The organism is Pseudomonas sp. Mn2068 (genome assembly GCF_049319725.1).
Classification (GTDB): Bacteria; Pseudomonadota; Gammaproteobacteria; order Pseudomonadales; family Pseudomonadaceae; genus Aquipseudomonas; species Aquipseudomonas gingeri.
Map to the genome: position 1 here is coordinate 165388 of NZ_JBMOUG010000001.1, position 16461 is coordinate 181848.

Consider the following 16461-nt stretch of genomic DNA (forward strand, 5'->3'; position numbering starts at 1 on the left):
CTGGGTTTTCAGGTATCCACACGACTGCCCGACGGGGCGAGGCGTCGGGAGATAAACGCCGCAATCGCCGGACCCGCCAGCAACACGACGGCAAAGCGGGCCATCTGCATGGTCATGACAAAGGGCATGTCGACCTGGCTGGAGGCGGCGATGATCGCGACGGAATCGGCGCCGCCGGGGCTGGTGGCCAGGTAGGCGGTGAGAGGATCGATACCGGCGGCAAAGACAAACACCGCAGCCAGGGCGGCACAGGCGGCGATCAATGCCAGGGTGCTGGCGAGAATCGCCGGAAAGGCCTTCAGGGCATATTTCACCAGGGGCCGGGTGAAGGGCATGCCGATCCGCCAGCCTATCACGGCGTAACCGAGTGCCAGCAGCCAGTGCGGCATCTCGAGGGTGATCAAACCGAAGTGGGTGAGGGCAATTGCGCCCAGCAGCGGCACCAGCAGCGAGGCGACCGGGATCTTGCTCAGGCGCGCCACCAGCGGGCCGGCGGCTACCAGTCCCAGAGTCTGGGCCAGCGCCAGCCAGTCGATGGCCGGGAACCAGATGAGGGTGTGCACCGCATGCACCACGCCGGCACCGGTGAAATGGGTAATCAGCGTGGCGATCACCGCGACCAGGATCACCCGTGTGTACTGCATGCAGGCGACCAGTTGCGCGTCGGCGCCGGCATTCTCGGCCATCAGGATCATCACCGTGGCGGCCCCCGGGCTCAGGCCCCAGACGGCGGTGGTCCCCGGCAGCACCCGCAGTCGGGTCAGCAGCCAGCCCAGCGCGGCGCTGATGGCGATCACCGCCAGTACACCGACGATAAACAACGGCCAGTTGCCGATGGCCGCGCCGGACAGCGACTGCACCAGGGTTTTCCCGATCATGCAACCCAGGATGCCTTGGGCGAAGGCCGAGGCTGACCGGGCAATCCGTACCCGGTTCTCGACAAAGGTGATCGCCACGATGATTGCGCCAAGCATCGGTCCCAGCAGCAGCGCCGCCGGAATACCGCTCCAGGTCAGGAACATGGCCAGCAACGCCGACAATCCGAGCAATACCGCCCACTGCCAGACCGAGACGTACTTGCCGGCTCCGGCACTGGCGGCATGATTATCCGCGTTGGACATGAAAGGCCCCTTGAGTGAGCCGGCGTGGTTGCCGGGCGTTGCTTCGGGTTGGGGGAGTGCTAATATGAGAGGATATCCTCTATTAAGATAGTGAAGGGCATCCTCTCATATGTCAACAAAACCACCCGCCAGGGGGCAGGAGCCACAGCGTGCCCGGGGGCACTTGCGCGTGGCGGCGATCCTCGAGGCCGGCGTCGAACTGTTCACGCAGAAGGGTTTCGACGCGACGACCATGACCGAGATCGCTGCCCGCTCGGGAACGGCGATTGCCTCGCTGTACCGGTTCTTTCCGACCAAGCAAGCCGTTGCCGAAGCGCTGTTGCTGAACTATGTCGAGCACGCCCTGACGTCCCTTGAAGCGCTGGCCATGCAGGCGCGCGCAATGACCCCGGACGAACTGGCGACGGCGTTTATCGATTTCAGCCTCGGCTTGCAGTCCCAGCGTCGCTTCGCCATCAACCTGGCCGATATCGGCGGGGCCAGTGACAGCGAGCGCCAGCGTTTTCGCAAGGCCATGCTGGAAGGGATCGAGGCGGTGGTACGCGAGGTGATCCCGGCCCTGTCCGCCGCCAGGTTGAAGGCCGTGGCCGGGACGCTGCTGATCCAGTTCAAGGGGGTGGGTCTGATCAGTCAGGAAGCGCCGGCCCGGCAGCGGGTGTTATTGGCGGAAGCCAGGGAGATGCTGCGGCTCTATCTGCTGTCGCTGGTTGGATAAGGGCCTGCGCTATATCGGTTTGTCGTCGGCGTCGACCTGGTTGATGCGGTTGTACAGGTTTTGCAGATAGGCAAAGTCGGCGGAAAATAGCTCTTCGATCACCCTGGTATTGATCATCTCGAGACTGCCCAGCCGCACGATCACCCGCGACAGCACGATGATCGGCAGGTAGGCCGGGTTGGCCTGGACCCGGTGGTCTTTCAGCGGCAGGATTTCATCGCCTGCCGTGGCCAGGCGCATGACACCGTTCTTGTGCAGATTGCCGTCCCCGTCGCGGTAGCCAATGGGCAGGGTGAATTCCACTTCGGTGGTGATGATGCTCATGCGGGAAGCTCCTGTCGGGATATGCGGGTCATGTATAGCCAAGGTTGTTCAGGGCGTCGAGTGCGGCGATTGATTCAGTGCGTTGGCTGGAGTCGAATCGATACGCGCCAGAAGTTACTGACCTTACCCGTTTGCGCCCTGATCCGTTGGAATGCAGATGGACTACCCGGCAGTGACAGTCATGCCGCCGTCAACCATGACCACTGAGCCGACCATGAAGCTGGCGCGATCCGATGCGATAAAGGCGACCACCTCGGCGATTTCCCCGGGTTGTGCCGCGCGGCCGATTGGCGCGGCTTCGCCGTGTTTGGCAAGGAAGGCCGGGCCGTCATCGACGACATCGTTGAGGATGTTGGTCACCACGTCACCGACGCCGATGGCGTTGACCCGAATGCCATGTTCGATGACTTCCAGGGCCAGGGTTCGGGTCAATTGGGCGAGTGCGCCCTTGGAGGCCGTATAGGCCGCGATGGTCGGGAAGGCGAAATAGGACGCATAAGACGCGATGTTGACGATCGCCCCGGATTGGTTGGGCATCATCGCCTTGATCGCTTCGCGGCTGTGCAGGAACGCCGCCGTGACATTGACCGCCTGAATGCGCTCCCAGTCTTCACGGGTCATGTCGATGACGAGTTTGTTGAGGATGATGCCGGCGTTGTTGACCAGAATGTCCAGCCGGCCGAACTGCTCGACGGCCAGGGCGACGGTACGCTCGGCGGCGCCGTCCCGGGTGATGTCGGCAACCAGTGGCACCAGGCCCGGGAGGGCGAGTTCCTCGACCGCGGGGTTCAGGTCCTCGGCAATCACTTTCGCGCCGCGGGCGTGCAGCAACAGTGCGATGGCCCTGCCAATCCCGCTGGCGGCACCGGTCACCAGGGCGACTTTGCCTTCCACTTCCCGAGGCATGTTGTGCTTGATATCGATCATGCTGTTCTCCAGCGTTGTGATCCGGCGAGATATTCACCCGATCGGCACCTGCAAGGTGCTGTCGTCAGCGACAGGCCTACTGTCTCGCAACGCTGGAGAGGGGGCTTTCGCCGACTTGCCGAGACTGTCGGGGTTTTGCGCCGGATGTCGTTGGGGGGACGCTTGTCCCTCGCTTGTCGATTGGCGAAAGCCCCATACTGTTCGTCCAATCACATGGATCGGCATGTGCAACGAGGGCAGGCTCTGATGGTGCAAGCCAGGCGACAAGGCACGACACAGACTGCGACTCCCTGTGCGGATCAACGCATTACCGGGGAGTCGATGCGCGACTATCTGCCGGGAGAATCCAGGGATCAGCCGTCGCGACCACAGATCCAGGACGTAGTGATACAGCTGTTCAGCCATCACAGCATCGTCGAGCCCATTCTGGTGCCCGCCGTGGTTGAGCCGTTGCTGGTGCTTGTTCTTGCCGGGGCGGCGAGGGTGGAGGAGCGCGCCCTCGGCGGGGACTGGGACGTGGCTGAAGTCAGTGCCGGCGACTTTTTCCTCACCAGTTCGGCTGAGCCTTATGAGATGCGCTGGCAGACCCTGGGCGGCGATACATTCGAAGTCATGCACCTGTACCTGGGATTGCCGCTGATCGACCATGCCGCGCGCGAGTTGTTGGGAGAACGGGCTGCTCCCGTGGCCTTTCGCGATCTATCGGGTGCACGAGACGCTCGCGTGGCGTTTGTCATGGAACAGCTGCGTACCGAACTGGTAGATGAGCGCTCGCCGAGCCCACTGTTCGCCCAGAGCCTGGCACAGGCATTGGCTGTCCATCTGGTGCGTACTTATCTCGCTGCGCGCCGTCCGGGGCGGCGGGTGAACGCGTTGCAGGCTTACAAGTTGCGCCGGGTCATCGACGCGATGAACGCGCAGTTGGCTGACGACTTCAACCTGGCCCGACTGGCCGGGCTTGCCGAACTCAGCGCGTACCACTTCAGTCGAATGTTCAAACGTGCGACGGGGCTGTCGCCTTCGCAGTACTTCATCCGCTTGCGCATGGCCCGTGCAAGGCATCTGTTGCTCGAGACCCACCGCAGCGTCATCGATGTAGGGCTGGAGGTCGGCTATTCCAGCCCCAGTCATTTTTCGCAGGTGTTTCGCCGCGAAGCAGGCGTCACGCCCAGCGAGTTTCGCCAGGCTTGAAGCCGATTGGCCGAGAGCTGTCGTGATTCTGCCATCGCTGTCGCGGGGGCAGAGCTCAATGGTCGTCCGCATCCGGCTTGTAGCCGTTCACGACGATCTCCGCGATTTCTGGCTGTGCCAGGTATCCCGTATGGGCTACCAGTGGGTTCTCCAGAAGCCCAAACCAGGTCCGGGCATTGGCCCGCTCTCCGCCACACAGGCAGCATTCTTGCGTGAGCTGCCTGTACGGCAGTGAACTTCGGGTAACACTCCTGCATATAGAGCTTGCTTTACTAAGCTGCCTATACGGCAGTGCACGTCCTTGTGAAGCTCGATCAGGTTCCGCTCCATTTCTGAACTGCCTGCACGGCAGTGAACTCGTTTCTGGCCTTTTTCTGCGCGCTATCAGCTTTCTGAGCTGCCTACACGGCAGTGAACGGGCAACGCGGTTGCGGGTGCGACGGTGAACTTTTCTGAGCTGCCTACACGACAGTGAACGGTGGATTCTCCGGGCATTGCACAGTCAAGTGTTTCTGAGCTGCCTACACGGCAGTGAACGTATCAACGCCTTCTATGACCGCGATGTCACCTTTCTGAGCTGCCTACACGGCAGTGAACGCTGAATACGCCAGAGGTCTGCAGTTTGCTCTTTTCTGAGCTGCCTACACGGCAGTGAACTAGGTGCTTTTCCTGGCAAGGCCTTGTCCGTAAAGGCAAATACACTACCTTCGCCAGCTTAACCCTCTTTTTTCACCTGCTTATAAGTTATTGATTTTACAAGGCACAAACTTTCCCCAAAAAAAGAGGGTCAAGGCAGGGAGATCGATGAGGCCACCCTGGACATGGTGCGGGTGTCGCTGAAATGAAGGAAGCATCCTCACTCCACAAGTCTCGGAGGCATGCTCTACCTTTTGGCGGCCAGCTATCTCCGGGACAGTGGCCACTCGTACAGGTACGCTTGCCAGAAATGACGCCGTGTTGCTTCTTGCCAGGGCGTCCGCCCGTGCACTGCCGTATAGGCAGCTCAGAAAAGTTGGGCATTCAGAGAACCGGGCATAAGTGAGCTCGCTGCCGTGTAGGCAGCTCAGAAAATAGAGAGCACCACAGCCTCATGCGGATCGAGGTTCACTGCCGTATAGGCAGTTCAGAAACTTTGGTCAACATCTCGCCTGGTGCCAAAGGGCACACATTCGGTAGTCGCCTGCCTGCTGCACGATGACTCAACCTGAGTTCTCCGGCATCGCCTCAAGAAATCTTTGTTTGTTGCATCATGGCATTTGGCTATTGATCTACGCTCTCGGAAGGCATCGACCAGGAGGAGGTGTTCCTGCCTTGCCTCATACCGGTTTGTCGTGCTGATGAGCAGGCTGGGTTCATTCGAACATCTGTCAGTCAGTGGCGCTGGCGCTAATGAAGCAGGTCAAATCTCAAGGAGCGATTCGATGCCTCAAAGAATATCCATCGATAAAAATGTCATGGCTCTGATAATGGATGGCGTTGATTTTGACACGGTGTCCATTTTTTATATTGTCGGGCATGGGACAAAAATTGATAAAAGATTCATTGCCGATATGAGTGTGTATTTTCCGTGGGGAATAGACAACTATGGATGGTATGAGTCGGATACTGGTTTTCCACTACTCGAGATTTACAACTGCTACCGCCGACGCGGCCAAATGGGGCGTACGCCTAGCACTAGCTACGATATCCAGAAAGTGGCGACTCCATCCAAAGGAGCTTCAAATGAAACGCCATTGCTCTCCACGCGAAAGAGTGTAATCCCTGATATCAGCCTGACGCCAAAGGACCTCAACGTGGCGTTCTGCGAAAGAATGCTGGCCAAGTATTACCTCGATGGCGGCGGTTTGGACGATGTGGGGATTGTGTGCCTGACTGGAGATAAAAAATTAAGCGAGGTATTGAGTAGCCTGAACAAGGCTCCACATGGGGGGCAGTATTCTGATTTATTGGTGATTTGCCTGTGTTGCAGTGTCGCGCGTGGAGACGAGCACAACGCCGACAATCGAGCGCAAGGGTATTCCCAATTGCTGTGAGGTGTAAGTGTCTGGTTGCGTCGTGAATGTAGACAGCCCTCCCAGGCTTGTTCTGGCCTCTCCATCAGAAATGGGAGCGGGCAGAACCGGGAACAGTGCGCTTGAAGGGTCAGCGCACTGAGGGGAAACCTCTATCCAGGCAGGCAAAGAGGTTACTCGGCAAAGCTGAACTCAATCTGCTGGAGGGTTATTGCCGAGCTTCTGCTCCGTGGTTGAGGGCGACGCTGTGGCATTGCTGGTTCCTCGTTGAACGGGATCTGCAGTTTCTTGAGTACGCCCGACTCTGCCAACTCGGCGGCTTCCCGTTCCATGCGACTGGCCAACATCTTGATGGACTGTCCGGTCTCTGCCCCCAGTGTGATAGCGACCAATGTCAGCGGGCTCACGTTGAGGGGGACACTCAGGGCGCTGATCATCTCCATCGTCGGACAGCACTGGCCACGTTCCAACTTCGAGATGTAGGTCCGACTGCTGACCTCGGCGAGACTCTTCTGTGAAAGACCTCGAGCGGCGCGCATGGCTTTGAGCACGGTGGCAAAGGCTGTTTTGAGCGACATAAAACGTTCCTGACAGTGGTGCACTTCTGTACCCATCGGGCGACTTGTCCAGATGTAAATCGACGTTCCAGAGCCGTGAGGCTACCACAGCACCGGGCGTCGTTGCCTGATGGTTTCAGGACATCATGATTTTCCTCCAGGGTGCGAGGGACATGCCTGAGACTGATCGCTACCTGCCAACTGGCAGAGGTCATGAAGGTGATGGCTATGCTGGAGCAGATCAAGCAGTGATGGGGCAGGGGGCGCTACGGGCGGCCAGTTGCCCGCTGAACCCCGAGTGGGGCATGTTTTGGGAGATGATGAGCCGCCGCACAGTCCCTTCTGCCTTGACCCTCTTTTTTTGGTGAAAGTTTGTGCCTTGTAAAATCAAGTACTTACGAATAGGTGAAAAAAGAGGGTTAAGCTAGCAAACGCAGGGCATTTGTCTTTACGGACAAGGCCTTACCAGGAAAAGCGTCTAGTGCACTGCCGTATAGGCAGCTCAGAAAAGTTCACGGTTGCGCCGGCAACGGCGTTACCCGTGCACTGCCGTATAGGCAGCTCAGAAAAGCAGTCGCGGCGGCTTTCACCGTCACACTACGTGCACTGCCGTATAGGCAGCTCAGAAATACCGGATCGTTGTCAGTCGCATCGAGTACCAGTGCACTGCCGTATAGGCAGCTCAGAAAACGGCAGGATCTGCAACTGCTCAATTGACTTTGTGCACTGCCGTATAGGCAGCTCAGAAAAGCTGCTGCCGGATGTACTGGTGTTACCACTGGTGCACTGCCGTATAGGCAGCTCAGAAAACAGAGAAATCTTCACGGTGTGGCCGATCTCAGTGCACTGCCGTATAGGCAGCTCAGAAATGGCGCCCGACTCTTTTTCGCGATAAATGCCGGTGCACTGCCGTATAGGCAGCTCAGAAAGGCAGACAGAGGCCCATAAGCGGGCTCGGGGGGTGCACTGCCGTATAGGCAGCTCAGAAACCGACGTGTCAGACCGTTGAATGGCTCTACCTGTGCACTGCCGTATAGGCAGCTCAGAAAATCGATTTCCTGGTACGACAGGTAGTCTCCGGGTGCACTGCCGTATAGGCAGCTCAGAAAGCGATCGACAACGAAATCGAGCGTCTGGCCGAGTGCACTGCCGTATAGGCAGCTCAGAAAATGCAAGGCGCCCAATCGCTGCAAGAGCTGAAGTGCACTGCCGTATAGGCAGCTCAGAAAGTTAGGGTTCACCAGACCGACCACCTTCGACGGTGCACTGCCGTATAGGCAGCTCAGAAAGAGCCAGGACTTGTGGGTAAATGCCAGGGTCATGTGCACTGCCGTATAGGCAGCTCAGAAAACGATGCAACGCAGAGAGACACACAACGTTGTGTGCACTGCCGTATAGGCAGCTCAGAAAGAACGGGTGAGGATGCCGGCGCAGCGCACCCTGTGCACTGCCGTATAGGCAGCTCAGAAAAGGTTCACGGTGGTCGTTGCAGATCCAGCAGTGTGCACTGCCGTGTAGGCAGCTCAGAAATATAGAGAATTCTCTATAGCCCGCTCTCCGCTACACAGGCAGCATTCTTGCGTGGCTTGGCTCAAAGCTCTCTATCCATCGCACAGCAAAACGAACAATTGCCTGGAGAGCCAAGCTTGGAGGCATAGGTTGTGCCTGAGGTGTTGGCACATTGCCATCTTTTCCGTTATAACCTTTGCTCGATGATTGAATGGACATGATCGGTCGCAGGTTTATGGAAGAAATCCGCTCCTCGGATCTCAAGACGATCCTTCACTCCAAACGCGCCAATATCTATTACCTGCAGCACTGCCGGGTCTTGGTCAATGGCGGTCGGGTCGAATATGTGACCGACGCCGGCAAGCAGTCGCTGTACTGGAACATCCCCATTGCCAACACCACCACCGTATTGCTGGGCACCGGCACTTCGGTCACTCAGGCGGCGATGCGGGAGTTGGCCCGGGCCGGGGTTCTGGTCGGCTTTTGCGGAGGCGGGGGAACGCCGTTATTCAGCGCCAACGAGATCGATATCGAGATGGCCTGGTTCTCGCCGCAGAGTGAATACCGCCCCACCGAATACCTGCAACGCTGGGTCTCGTTCTGGTTCGATGAGGTGCGGCGACTTGAGGCGGCAAAAGCTTTTCAGCGGCTGCGCCTGGAGTTCATCCAACAGCATTGGTGTAATCACCCTTCGTTCGGCAAGGCCGGTTTTCAGGTCGATCCTGAAGCGCTTTCCAGTGCCCTGGCGCAGTCCCTGGCGACCTTGAACGCAGCCCCTGACCACGCCTTTCTGCTCACCGAAGAAGCCCGCCTGACCAAACGCCTGTTCAAGCTGGCGGCCACCGCCACCCGCTATGGTGATTTCACCCGGGCCAAGCGCGGCAGTGGCGGGGATCCTGCCAACAGTTTTCTTGATCATGGCAACTACCTCGCCTATGGCCTGGGTGCGACGGCGACCTGGGTGTTGGGGCTGCCCCATGGATTGGCGGTGCTGCACGGCAAGACCCGGCGCGGCGGTCTGGTGTTCGATGTGGCAGACCTGGTGAAAGACGCACTGATTCTGCCACAGGCCTTCATCAGTGCCATGCAAGGGGAGGATGAGCAAACCTTCCGCCAGGCCTGCATCGAAAACCTGACCCGCAGTGAAGCCCTGGATTTCATGATCGACAGCCTCAAGGGTATTGCCGAACAGCTGGGGACGCCGCTGGTTTGAATATCCTGTTGATTTGCCAGTGTGACAAACGAGCCCTGGTCGAAAGCCGACGTATCCTGGATCAGTTCGCCGAGCGCCGCGGCGAGCGCACCTGGCAAACCCCCATTACCCAAGCCGGTCTGGATACCCTGCGCCAGTTGTTGAAGAAGACGGCCCGGCGCAACACCGCCGTGGCCTGCCATTTGATTCGGGGGCTCGATCACAGCGAGCTGCTGTGGATCGTCGGCGACGCCAGCCGCTTCAACGAGCAGGGCGCCGTTCCCACCAATACCACCCAACGCAACGTGCTGCGCAAGGACGATGAAAACGATTGGCACACCGCCGAAGACATCCGTCTGCTCGCCCAGATGGCTGCCTTGCTGCATGACCTGGGCAAGGCCAGCGTGGCGTTCCAGACGCGCCTGACAAAGCCTGTTCGGGAGAAGAACCTCTACCGCCATGAGTGGGTATCCCTACGCCTGTTTCTCGCTTTTGTCGGCCAGGATCCTGACGCAGTATGGCTACAGCGCCTGATTCAGCCCAGCGAGCAGGACGATGCGACCTGGCTGGCCGCTGATCGTTATCGACGTGACGGGCTCGATGAAGAGGCGTTACCCCCCTTTCGCGATTTACCGCCCCTGGCCGCCGCCATTGCCTGGCTGGTGGTCACGCACCATCGCTTGCCGGTGTTGCCGGTGTACCACCCCGTCGAGGGGCATCAGTTGTCGCTGGGTAGTCGCTCCAGAAGCTTCAGCCCACAGAGGCTCGATAACCTGCTGGAGGGCGTGACCCACGATTGGAACGAAATAAAACGCCCGGCCACGGAGGCCGAGATAGGGCCTTATTGGCAGATCAAAGGCACCTTGCCCGTCGTGCTGCCCAAGTGGCGCGCCCAGGCCGCCAAGGTCGCGACACACCTGTTGGCGTTGTGCGGCAAGGCGGGCAAGGGCGACTGGTTGGCCAACCCCTATGTCATGCACCTGGCACGCATGAGCCTGATGTTGGCCGACCACCATTATTCGGCGCTGCCTGCCCACTCTGCGCAACGCGTGCAAGGTGACCGCGGCTATCCGGTATTTGCCAACACCGACAAGGACGGCAGCCTCAAGCAGGCACTGGACGAACACCTGCTCGGCGTCGCTCGCTTCACGGCGACGGTCGTCCACGGCCTACCGGGTTTCGAGCGTTACCTGCCACGCCTTGCCAATCATCGCGGCCTGCGCAAGCGCAGCAAGGTCGAGCGTTTCCGTTGGCAGGACAAGGCCGCTGACGCCGCTGCCGGATTGCGCACGCAGGCCCGCGAGCAGGGGGCCTTTATCGTCAACATGGCCTCGACCGGCTGCGGCAAGACCCTGGCCAATGCGCGCATCATGTACGCCCTGGCCGATCCGCAGCAGGGGATGCGCTGCACCTTTGCCCTGGGCTTGCGTACCCTGACTCAGCAGACCGGTGCCAGCTATCGCCAGGACCTGCACCTCAAGGACGATGAACTGGCCATACGCGTCGGTGGAGCCGCGAGCCGCAAGCTCTTCGAGTTCTATCAGTCCCAGGCGGAAACCACAGGCTCGGCGTCCACACAAGCGCTGATCGATGAAGACAGTCATGTGCTCTACGAGGGGCAGATCGCTGATCATGGCCTGCTTGCCAAGGCCATGGACAACGCCGATATCCGCTCATTGTTGAGCGCGCCGATGCTGGTCTGCACCATCGATCACCTGATGCCCGCCACGGAAGCCCAGCGCGCCGGCCGACAGATCGCACCCATGTTGCGCCTGCTCAGCAGCGACCTGGTGCTGGATGAGCTGGACGATTTCGATCTGGATGATCTGCCCGCACTGACGCGACTGGTGCATTGGGCGGGGCTGCTCGGTACACGGGTTCTGTTGTCATCGGCGACCTTGCCGCCGGCGCTGCTGGAGGGCATGTTTCAAGCCTACAGGGCGGGGCGCGCCCACTATCAACGCAATCGCGGCGTCCCTGGCGTGCAGGAAGCCATGCCGGATATCTCTTGCCTGTGGGTCGATGAGTTCACGACTCAGGTGGGGACCTGTCAGGGGGTGCAAGAATTTACCGGGCAGCACGGCCAGTTCGTCGAGGCGCGGGTAGCGGCCCTGGCCAAGGAGCCGGCTCGCCGCTGGGGAGAACTGTTGCCCCTGGACATCACGGTCAAGGGCAGCGAGGCCATTCGCCGGGAGTTTGCGGTTCAGGTACGAACGGCGATGCTGACCGCTCACTCACGCCACGCTGAAACCTGCCCCAGGAGCGGCAAGCGCGTCAGTTTCGGCCTGGTGCGCATGGCCAATATCGAGCCGCTGTTCGAGGTGGCTCAGGCGCTGTTTCAGATGGGTGCTGACAGTGATCATCGCATCCACCTGTGCGTGTATCACTCGCGTTTCCCGCTGCTGATCCGTTCGGCCATCGAGGCTCAACTGGACGGCGCTTTGAATCGCCGTGACCGTGATGCCGTGTACGACCGGCCGCAGATTCGCCGAGCCATCGACGAGTATCCGGAGGCCAATCATCTGTTCGTCGTGCTTGGCTCTCCCGTGACTGAGGTAGGCCGTGACCACGATTATGATTGGGCCATTGTCGAACCCTCATCCATGCGCTCGCTGATCCAGTTGGCCGGGCGGGTGCAGCGTCACCGCCAGTCGGTCTGTCAGTCGCCGAACATCTTCATCTTCGACACCAATCTGCGGCACCTGGAAAAACCATTGGACAGTCAGGGTCAGAAGGCCGCGGCCTTTATCAAGCCCGGCTTTGAAAATGCCGCTGGCAAGCCGGGCGACCCTTTCCGACTGAGCGACTATCGTCTCGGCGCATTGCTCAACCAGGACGAGTACCAGCCCCTGACGGCCCGCCCACGCATCCAGCCTCGACCCCAACAGCAATGGCAGCCGAAGCAGAGCCTGGTGGACCTGGAACACGCTCGACTCGCCGTGCAGATGTTGCCTAAGGATCGCGTCAACCGACAGCCAGCAGCCCGTGGAGTCAAGCCCACGGAACAGCGACTGGACGCGGCCTGCGCCTGGCAGTTTCCGCAGGCAGCGCTGACCTGGGCTCTACCCCAGCAGCAACCGTTCCGCGATAACAGCGCCGATGAGGTCGAACTGGTCTTTCTACCTGATGACGATGAGGAAGGGCTGGTGCTGCACCGTATTCATGAAGAAGCCAGGAAGGGCGTGCCGGCGATCTACACCACTGCGCAGGGTTCGCTCACCGAGATCGATCTGGACAGTCAGCTTGGTCCACGGATCCAACCCTGGGGGCGGCACGACTTGATGACGCTGCTCAACGAACAGGTCGACGCACAGCACCTTTCGCTGAGGACCTGCGCCGAGAAGTTCACCGTGGTCAGCGTGTACGAGAGCACTTTTGGGTGGCGGTATCACCCGGTGCTGGGATTTGACCGTTACAAAGGACCCTGAAAGAGGAGGGCTGTCGGATCAGAGGATGAAGTGCAGTTCAAGGACCTGGCATTCGCCACGCCGATTCAATTATGGGTATGCACATGGATGAAACATCAGATCAGATACCACGCATCACACGTTTTCGTAGTGCTATCGCTGCCTTTATCGACGAGCGCAAAGAGGCCAAGCTCAAGGACGCCGAGGGTGATGCGGCGCAAGCCGCCAAATATGACTACAGCACCTGGCTGGCCGATGCAGCGCGGCGGGTGACGCAGATTCAGGCCGTTACCCACGTGCTCAAGGCGACTCACCCCGATGCCCGTGGCAGCAGCCTGCACATTCCCCCCGAGTCATTGCCGCCGCACGCGGAGATTGGCACCCATGTGCTGGGTGATCAGTATGCCGACGACATCGTGGGCAATGCCGCCGCGCTGGACGTCTACAAGTTCCTCAAGCGAGAGGTCGACGGCAAACGGCTGCTCGACTGGTTCCTGCTGAACGATGCGGATCTGCTCGCCGCGCTGGACAACGACGAGGCCACGGCCTTGGAGTGGGCCACGGCGTTCAAGAGCCTGATCCGTCCGGCAGCCAGCCTGGCCTCCCATGGCTTGGCCAAACAGGTGTACTGGTGCCTGAAGGGGGATCCCACTGACGATACCGACTTTCAGCTGCTGCAACCGCTGTTCGCCAGCAGCCTGGCGCATGCTGTGCACCAGGAAATTCAGTCGGCGCGTTTTGGCGAAATCAACAAACTCGCCCGTCAGGCCAGGCGCAAGCAGGAGCCTCACGACGGGGTCTATCGGGACTATCGCAACCTGGTCATGCGCAAGCTGGGCGGCACCAAGCCGCAAAACATCAGTCAGCTCAACAGTGACCGAGGCGGAACGAATTATCTGCTGGCGTCACTCCCGCCGATCTGGGATCAGGACCGACCGCGCAACTTCCTGAAGATCGAATCTGTCCTGGAGCGATTCCGTCACTATCCTGGTGTGAGAGAACAGCTTCATGCTCTTTGCTCATTACTTGAAAGCGACTCTACGTCGATCAAGGAAATCCGCGGTCAGCGCAAGCAAATTGAGCAGGAGATCATTCAATCTCTGGCGGCCTTCGGCCTCGCCAGCCGTGAGCTGTTCAAACCCGGCTGGAGTCGTGACCCAGACTGCAAGCTGCCGTTATGCGAACAACTGTGGCTGGATCCGGACCGCATCTCGCTGCCCCCGCGCGAAGAGCACCTCGAAGAGGATCAGGCCTTTGTCGCAGCCTTCCATTGGAAAGACTGGCCTGATCAAGTTGCCCAACGCTTCGGCAGCTGGCTCAACGCTATTTTGCGGGAGCGGAAATTGCCAGTTGGAGACGCGGAACAAAAGAACTGGGCCAAGCAGGCGATTATCGAAGCGGAGTCCCCCATGCCCTTCAAACCTTCCGTGATCCCGGCGGACAGCGAGCAGGAGGTCACCCATGGCTGATGCATGTCCGCACTTTGACTACCTGCTAGTGATTCCCCATCTCCAGGTGCAAAACGCCAACGCACTGTCCAGTCCATTGACCCATGGCTTTCCCTCGATCACGGCCTTTCTGGGTGTGATGTGGGCGCTGGAGCGCAAGGTGCGCGACGCTGGCCTGGCCCTGCAGTTCAATGCCACGGCTGTGATCGCCCACCGCCATGAGGAGCAGATCACTTCGGGTGGCTTCGTCCACACCCTGCGGCTGACCCGCAACCCGGTCAACCGCGATGGCAGTACGGCGGCGATCGTGGAGGAGGGGCGTATTCATCTGCAAATCAGCCTGGTCTTTGGCGTGCAGAGCGCTGCCTTGGGCGACGCCAGCCAGGACGAGTCGGAAAAAATCGCCCACCAGGTCCGCGATATCCTTTCGCAGATGCGCATTGCCGGCGGCAGCGTGATTCCTTCTCCCGCTCCACCGCGCAAGCAGCGTCCCTACATCGTGTCCATGGTCGATGAAGATCAGCGCGAAGGGCTGTTTAACCAGATCAAGCTTCGCCTGCTACCCGGTTTCGCCCTGGTGGACCGTACTGACCTGCTGGAGAAGCGGTATCAGGAGCAGCAGGCACTCGATCCTCAGTCTTCGAAATTGGAAGCCTGGCTGTCGTTGTCGCGGATCAACTGGACCTGCACCCCGGGTGAGTCGCAAGACAAAGCCCAGTGGGCGAACGACCGCAAGAGCCTGGGCTGGATCGTGCCCATTCCTGTCGGCTACGGCGCATTGGGTGAAGAGCAGGCCCCTGGCTCCGTGACTCACGCTCGCGACGGACAAACCCCGTTCCGCTTCGTTGAAAGCCTCTACAGCGTCGGTGAGTGGGTCAGCCCGCATCGCTTGCACAGCGCTGAACAACTGCTGTGGTACGCCGACTCAGCAGCCGATGAGGGGCGCTACCGCTGCCGCAATGACTACCGCGCGACCCCAATCGAAGACTTCAGCTAACGCTCAGCCCATTGTCCTAAAAGGTATTTGATCATGGCCAAAGAAACTAAAGACGCTCTCAAGACCGCTTCGGTTCTCGCTTTCGAACGCAAGCTGGATCCTTCTGATGCCCTGTTCCACGCAGGCGACTGGCAGTCACGCGAGCGTTGGGAGCCCGTGGCGGTTCGTGAGAAATCCGTCCGTGGCACCATCTCCAACCGCATGAAGACCAAGGACCTGGATCCGGCGAAGCTGGATGCGCAGATGCAGAACCCCAACCTGCAGACCGTGGACGTGGCGACCTTGCCGCACGATGCCGACACCCTGCGTGTGAGCTTCACCCTGCGCGTACTGGCCGGTACCGGGCAGCCTTCGGCCTGCAACGACAGCGACTATCGCCAGAAGCTGCTCGACACCGTGAAAGGCTACGTCGACAGCCATGGCTTCACCGAGCTGGCGCGGCGTTACGCCCACAACCTGGCCAACGGCCGTTTCCTTTGGCGCAACCGTATCGGCGCCGAACAGGTGCAAGTGGAAGTCGCGCATCTGGTCGATGGCAAGGCCGCGACCCAGTGGAGTTTCGACGGACTGGCCCTGTCCCTGCGCAACTTCGACACCAACGCTGAAAACGCTGGCGCCCTGGGTGAGTTGACGCAACTGATCGCCAGCGGCCTGACAGGCAGCCAGCATGTGCTGCTGCGCGTGACGGCTTATGTGCGCATGGGCGCCGGGCAGGAAGTCTTTCCGTCCCAGGAACTGATCCTGGAGCGGGGCGACAAGAGCAAGACGCTCTACCACGTCAACGATGTGGCGGGCCTGCACTCGCAGAAAATCGGCAATGCCATTCGTAGCATCGATACCTGGTACCAGGAAGCCGATGTCAATGGCCCGATTGCCGTTGAACCCTACGGCTCAGTCACCACCCAGGGCAAAGCCTACCGTCAGCCACGCGGTACCAAGGACGATTTCTACACCTTGCTCGATGGCTGGGTGCTCAAGGACAACGCGCCCGCGCTGGAGCAACAGCACTTCGTGATTGCGACACTGATCCGCGGCGGTGTCTTCGGTGAGGCGGGCTAAGT

At 59.9% G+C, this 16461-nt stretch carries 12 protein-coding genes and 1 CRISPR repeat array; of the genes, 8 read left to right on the forward strand and 4 right to left on the reverse strand.

Going from position 1 to position 16461, the window contains the following annotated elements:
• Window positions 1-8: 8 nt before the first annotated feature.
• Window positions 9-1121 carry an AbrB family transcriptional regulator gene (locus ACL9RJ_RS00795; protein ID WP_422764733.1) on the reverse strand — a complete coding sequence of 371 codons (1113 nt, stop codon included), beginning with the start codon at window positions 1119-1121 and terminating at the stop codon, window positions 9-11.
• 109 nt (window positions 1122-1230) lie between these two features.
• Between ACL9RJ_RS00795 and ACL9RJ_RS00800 the strand changes: the two genes are divergently transcribed.
• Window positions 1231-1836: a TetR/AcrR family transcriptional regulator gene (locus ACL9RJ_RS00800; protein ID WP_422764734.1), complete on the forward strand. Its 606-nt coding sequence runs from the start codon at window positions 1231-1233 to the stop codon at window positions 1834-1836.
• Between the two features lie 9 nt (window positions 1837-1845).
• Here ACL9RJ_RS00800 and ACL9RJ_RS00805 read toward each other — a convergent pair whose 3' ends face one another.
• Both ACL9RJ_RS00805 and ACL9RJ_RS00810 read right to left on the reverse strand, forming a co-directional pair.
• Window positions 1846-2160: a hypothetical protein gene (locus ACL9RJ_RS00805; protein WP_177064010.1), complete on the reverse strand. Its 315-nt coding sequence runs from the start codon at window positions 2158-2160 to the stop codon at window positions 1846-1848.
• Between the two features lie 162 nt (window positions 2161-2322).
• Entirely contained in the window at window positions 2323-3087 is a 765-nt protein-coding gene (locus ACL9RJ_RS00810; protein WP_422764735.1) for an SDR family NAD(P)-dependent oxidoreductase, read from the reverse strand.
• A gap of 321 nt (window positions 3088-3408) precedes the next feature.
• On the opposite strand from ACL9RJ_RS00810, the gene ACL9RJ_RS00815 reads away from it, so the two are divergent.
• The gene (locus ACL9RJ_RS00815; RefSeq protein WP_167331633.1) at window positions 3409-4278 is read left to right on the forward strand and encodes a helix-turn-helix domain-containing protein; all 870 of its coding nucleotides are present in this window, start codon (window positions 3409-3411) and stop codon (window positions 4276-4278) included.
• Window positions 4279-5699: 1421 nt separating this feature from the next.
• Entirely contained in the window at window positions 5700-6311 is a 612-nt protein-coding gene (locus ACL9RJ_RS00820) for a hypothetical protein (RefSeq protein ID WP_422764736.1), read from the forward strand.
• A 152-nt stretch (window positions 6312-6463) separates the two neighbouring features.
• On the opposite strand, the gene ACL9RJ_RS00825 is transcribed toward ACL9RJ_RS00820, so the two are convergent.
• Complete coding sequence (locus ACL9RJ_RS00825) at window positions 6464-6868, reverse strand: helix-turn-helix domain-containing protein (RefSeq protein WP_017125938.1); 405 nt, start codon at window positions 6866-6868, stop codon at window positions 6464-6466.
• A gap of 460 nt (window positions 6869-7328) precedes the next feature.
• Window positions 7329-8377: direct repeats of the CRISPR family, unit length 28 nt; unit sequence GTGCACTGCCGTATAGGCAGCTCAGAAA.
• A 190-nt stretch (window positions 8378-8567) separates the two neighbouring features.
• Here ACL9RJ_RS00825 and cas1f point away from each other — a divergent pair.
• From cas1f to csy3, 5 genes are all read left to right on the forward strand, one after another.
• Complete coding sequence (gene cas1f / locus ACL9RJ_RS00830) at window positions 8568-9569, forward strand: type I-F CRISPR-associated endonuclease Cas1f (RefSeq protein ID WP_422764737.1); 1002 nt, start codon at window positions 8568-8570, stop codon at window positions 9567-9569.
• Window positions 9566-12976 (forward strand): type I-F CRISPR-associated helicase Cas3f, encoded by a 3411-nt coding sequence (gene cas3f, locus ACL9RJ_RS00835; RefSeq protein ID WP_422764738.1) that lies wholly within the window; start codon window positions 9566-9568, stop codon window positions 12974-12976. Before cas1f ends, cas3f begins: the two co-directional genes overlap by 4 nt.
• 83 nt (window positions 12977-13059) lie before the next feature.
• Entirely contained in the window at window positions 13060-14424 is a 1365-nt protein-coding gene (gene csy1, locus ACL9RJ_RS00840; RefSeq protein ID WP_422764739.1) for a type I-F CRISPR-associated protein Csy1, read from the forward strand.
• Window positions 14417-15400 carry a type I-F CRISPR-associated protein Csy2 gene (gene csy2, locus ACL9RJ_RS00845; protein WP_422764740.1) on the forward strand — a complete coding sequence of 328 codons (984 nt, stop codon included), beginning with the start codon at window positions 14417-14419 and terminating at the stop codon, window positions 15398-15400. Before csy1 ends, csy2 begins: the two co-directional genes overlap by 8 nt.
• A 33-nt stretch (window positions 15401-15433) precedes the next feature.
• Window positions 15434-16459: a type I-F CRISPR-associated protein Csy3 gene (gene csy3 / locus ACL9RJ_RS00850; protein ID WP_422764741.1), complete on the forward strand. Its 1026-nt coding sequence runs from the start codon at window positions 15434-15436 to the stop codon at window positions 16457-16459.
• The last annotated feature ends 2 nt before the right edge of the window (window positions 16460-16461 follow it).

Coding starts and splice junctions, on each gene's coding strand:
- csy3 (WP_422764741.1), top strand. CDS start 15,434: ATGGCCAAAGAAACTAAAGACGCTCTCAAGACCGCTTCGGTTCTCGCT.
- ACL9RJ_RS00820 (WP_422764736.1), top strand. CDS start 5,700: ATGCCTCAAAGAATATCCATCGATAAAAATGTCATGGCTCTGATAATG.
- csy1 (WP_422764739.1), top strand. CDS start 13,060: ATGGATGAAACATCAGATCAGATACCACGCATCACACGTTTTCGTAGT.
- csy2 (WP_422764740.1), top strand. CDS start 14,417: ATGGCTGATGCATGTCCGCACTTTGACTACCTGCTAGTGATTCCCCAT.
- ACL9RJ_RS00810 (WP_422764735.1), bottom strand. CDS start 3,087: ATGATCGATATCAAGCACAACATGCCTCGGGAAGTGGAAGGCAAAGTC.
- ACL9RJ_RS00825 (WP_017125938.1), bottom strand. CDS start 6,868: ATGTCGCTCAAAACAGCCTTTGCCACCGTGCTCAAAGCCATGCGCGCC.
- ACL9RJ_RS00795 (WP_422764733.1), bottom strand. CDS start 1,121: ATGTCCAACGCGGATAATCATGCCGCCAGTGCCGGAGCCGGCAAGTAC.
- ACL9RJ_RS00800 (WP_422764734.1), top strand. CDS start 1,231: ATGTCAACAAAACCACCCGCCAGGGGGCAGGAGCCACAGCGTGCCCGG.
- ACL9RJ_RS00805 (WP_177064010.1), bottom strand. CDS start 2,160: ATGAGCATCATCACCACCGAAGTGGAATTCACCCTGCCCATTGGCTAC.
- ACL9RJ_RS00815 (WP_167331633.1), top strand. CDS start 3,409: ATGCGCGACTATCTGCCGGGAGAATCCAGGGATCAGCCGTCGCGACCA.
- cas1f (WP_422764737.1), top strand. CDS start 8,568: ATGGACATGATCGGTCGCAGGTTTATGGAAGAAATCCGCTCCTCGGAT.